The organism is Kytococcus sp. HMSC28H12, from assembly GCF_001816045.1.
Taxonomy (GTDB): domain Bacteria; phylum Actinomycetota; class Actinomycetes; order Actinomycetales; family Dermatophilaceae; genus Kytococcus; species Kytococcus schroeteri.
Map to the genome: position 1 here is coordinate 1 of NZ_KV824458.1, position 2,675 is coordinate 2,675.

Below are 2,675 nucleotides of genomic sequence, written 5' to 3' on the forward strand. Positions count from 1 at the left end.
GCCCCCACCCGACGGGTGGGGGCCTTCCTCGTGCCTGCCCGGTCTCAGGCGGGCGGCATGTCGTCGGGGGTGCTCACGGTCATGAGGCTGCCGTCACGGCGCAGCAGACCCTCGTGGCGTCCGGGGCGCAGCACCTCGTCGATGCGGGGTCCCTGGCCGTCCAGGGGCACGGTCACGCCCTCAGGGCCGATGCGGACCTCCTCGCCGCGCACGTGCACGACGCACGGCGAGCCGCTGGTGGCCGGCCCCTGCTCGGGGGTGAACTCCATCGCCTCCTGGGCCACGCGGACACGCAGGCGGGTGCCGTGCCAGCGCACGCGGAAGGTGACCTCCGGCCAGTCGACCGGCAGGCGCGGGTCGAAGGTGAGCCGGCCCCCCACGGCGCGCATGCCGCCGAAGCCGCAGACGACGGCGCTCCAGACGCCGCCGGAGTTGGCGATGTGCATGCCGTCCACGGTGTTGGAGTGGGCGTCCGCCAGGTCCACGTAGAGGGCCCGGCGGAAGTAGTCCAGCGCCATGTGGTGGTAGCCCACCTCGGCGGCCACGATGGACTGCACCACGGCCGAGAGGGTGGAGTCGCCCGTGGTGATCGGGTCGTAGTACTCGAAGTCGCGGCGCTTCTGCTCGGGCGTGAAACGGTCGGACTGCAGGAAGAGCGCCAGCACCACGTCGGCCTGCTTGAGCACCTGGTAGCGGTAGATGACCAGCGGGTGGTAGTGCAGCAGCAGGGGGTGCCGCTCGGGGGGAGTGGCCGAGAGGTCCCACACCTCGCGGTCCAGGAAGTGGTCGTCCTGGGGGTGGATGCCGAGCGTCTCGTCGTAGGGGATGTGCACGGCCTCGGCGACGCGGGCCCAGGTCTCGGGCTCCTCGGCCAGGAGGTCGAAGCGCTGCGCGAGCTCGGCGTAGGCGGATGGGTCGTCCTGGGCGAGCTGGGTCACCTCGCGGGCGGCGCGCTCCAAGTTGGCGCGGGCCATGACGTTGGTGAACAGGTTGTTGTTCACCACGGTGGTGTACTCGTCCGGGCCGGTGACGCTGTGGATGTGGAAGCGCGGCTCGGGGCCCTGCTGCCAGAAGCCCAGGTCCGTCCACATCCGGGCGGTGCCCACGAGGATCTCCAGGCCCCCGCGTCGCCCGAAGTCCCTGTCCCCGGTGGCGTCGAGGTAGGTGGCCACGGCATGGGCCACGTCGGCGTCGATGTGGTACTGCGCGGTGCCCGCGGCGTAGAAGGCGGAGGCCTCCTCGCCGTTGATCGTGCGCCACGGGAAGAGCGCGCCGGTGAGCGCGAGGTCCCGCGCACGCTCCCGGGCCTTGGGCAGCATCCGGGCTCGGAACTGCAGCGCGTTGCGGGCCAGGTGGGGCATCGTGAAGGTGAGGAAGGGCACCACGTAGGCCTCGGTGTCCCAGAAGTAGTGGCCCTCGTAGCCGCTGCCGGTGACGCCCTTGGCGGGCACGCCCTCACGGTCGGCCCGTCCGGCGGCCTGCGCCAGGGAGAACAGGGCGAAGCGCACCGCCTGCTGCATCTCGGGCTGGCCGGGGAGCTCCACGTCGGCATTGGCCCAGAAGTCGGCGAGCCAGCCCTCCTGAGCGGTCAGCGCACCCTCCACGCCCTCGGGCACGAGGCGGTCGAGCGTCCGGTGGCAGCGGTCCACCAGCTCGGGCACGGGGACCCCGGTGGAGGAGTGGTAGGTCAGCCACTTGTCGAGTCGCACCGTCTGCCCCTGCGCCAGGCGGAAGGCGTACACCTGCTTGGCCTGGTCGGGCTCGACCACCTGCGAGGTGCGCACCTCGCACTCGGTGGTCAGGTGGTGCTCCACGGCGACGGCCAGGGTCATGCCGGAGTGCGCGGTGCGCCAGCCCATGGCCAGACGGTGCTCCGTGGACTCCTGCGCCTCGGGGAGCAGCACCCGGTGGCCGAAGGCGCCGGCCTTGCGCGGATCGAAGCCCGCCCCCATCGCCTCGCCGTCCACGGCGTACTCGTCGGTGCCGTCCTGGCGGTTGAGGATCTGGCTGGAGACCGTCACCGCGGCGTCCCCGTCGAGCATCTCCACCTCGAGGGAGAGCAGCCCCAGGTGGCGCTCGGCGAACGAGACCATGCGCTGCGATCGCACGCGCAGGCGCTTGCCCGCGGTGGTGCGCCACACGACGTCGCGGGTGAGGACGCCGGCCCGCAGGTCCAGCGAGCGCTCGTAGGACTCCACGTCCGCGGTGGCCAGGATGAATGGCTCGTCGTCCACGTAGAGCTTCATGAGCTTGGCGTCCGGCGCCGTGACGATGGTCTGGCCCACCTTGGCGAAGCCGTAGGCGTCCTCGGCGTGCTTGATGCGCCAGGTCTCGTGGAAGCCGTTGACGAAGGTGCCGTGCACGTGGGCGTCGCGGCCCTCCTCGGGGTTGCCGCGCAGGCCCAGGTAGCCGTTGGCCACGCTGAAGAGCGTCTCGGTGAGGCCGAGGTCGTCGCTGGAGTGGCGGGTCTCCACGAGGCGCCACGGGTCCACCGGGAAGCGGGTGCGGTCCAGCGGGTCGGTGCGGGGGGTGCCGTCAGCGGCTGTGGTCACGGGGTTCGGTGCGGTCACGGCAGCAGCTCCTCGAGGTCGGTGACGACGGCGGTGGCGCCGGCCGCGCGCAGCGCCTCGGCGCCCGCCCCCCGGTCCACGCCGACGACGGCGGCGAAGTCCCCG

General features: G+C 72.3%; 1 protein-coding gene. It reads right to left on the reverse strand.

Annotation, left to right across the window (positions count from 1 at the left end; all coding sequences use genetic code 11):
• Positions 1 to 44: 44 nt before the first annotated feature.
• Positions 45 to 2,570 carry a glycoside hydrolase family 65 protein gene (locus HMPREF3099_RS06215; RefSeq protein ID WP_070705195.1) on the reverse strand — a complete coding sequence of 842 codons (2,526 nt, stop codon included), beginning with the start codon at positions 2,568 to 2,570 and terminating at the stop codon, positions 45 to 47.
• Between the last annotated feature and the right edge of the window lie 105 nt (positions 2,571 to 2,675).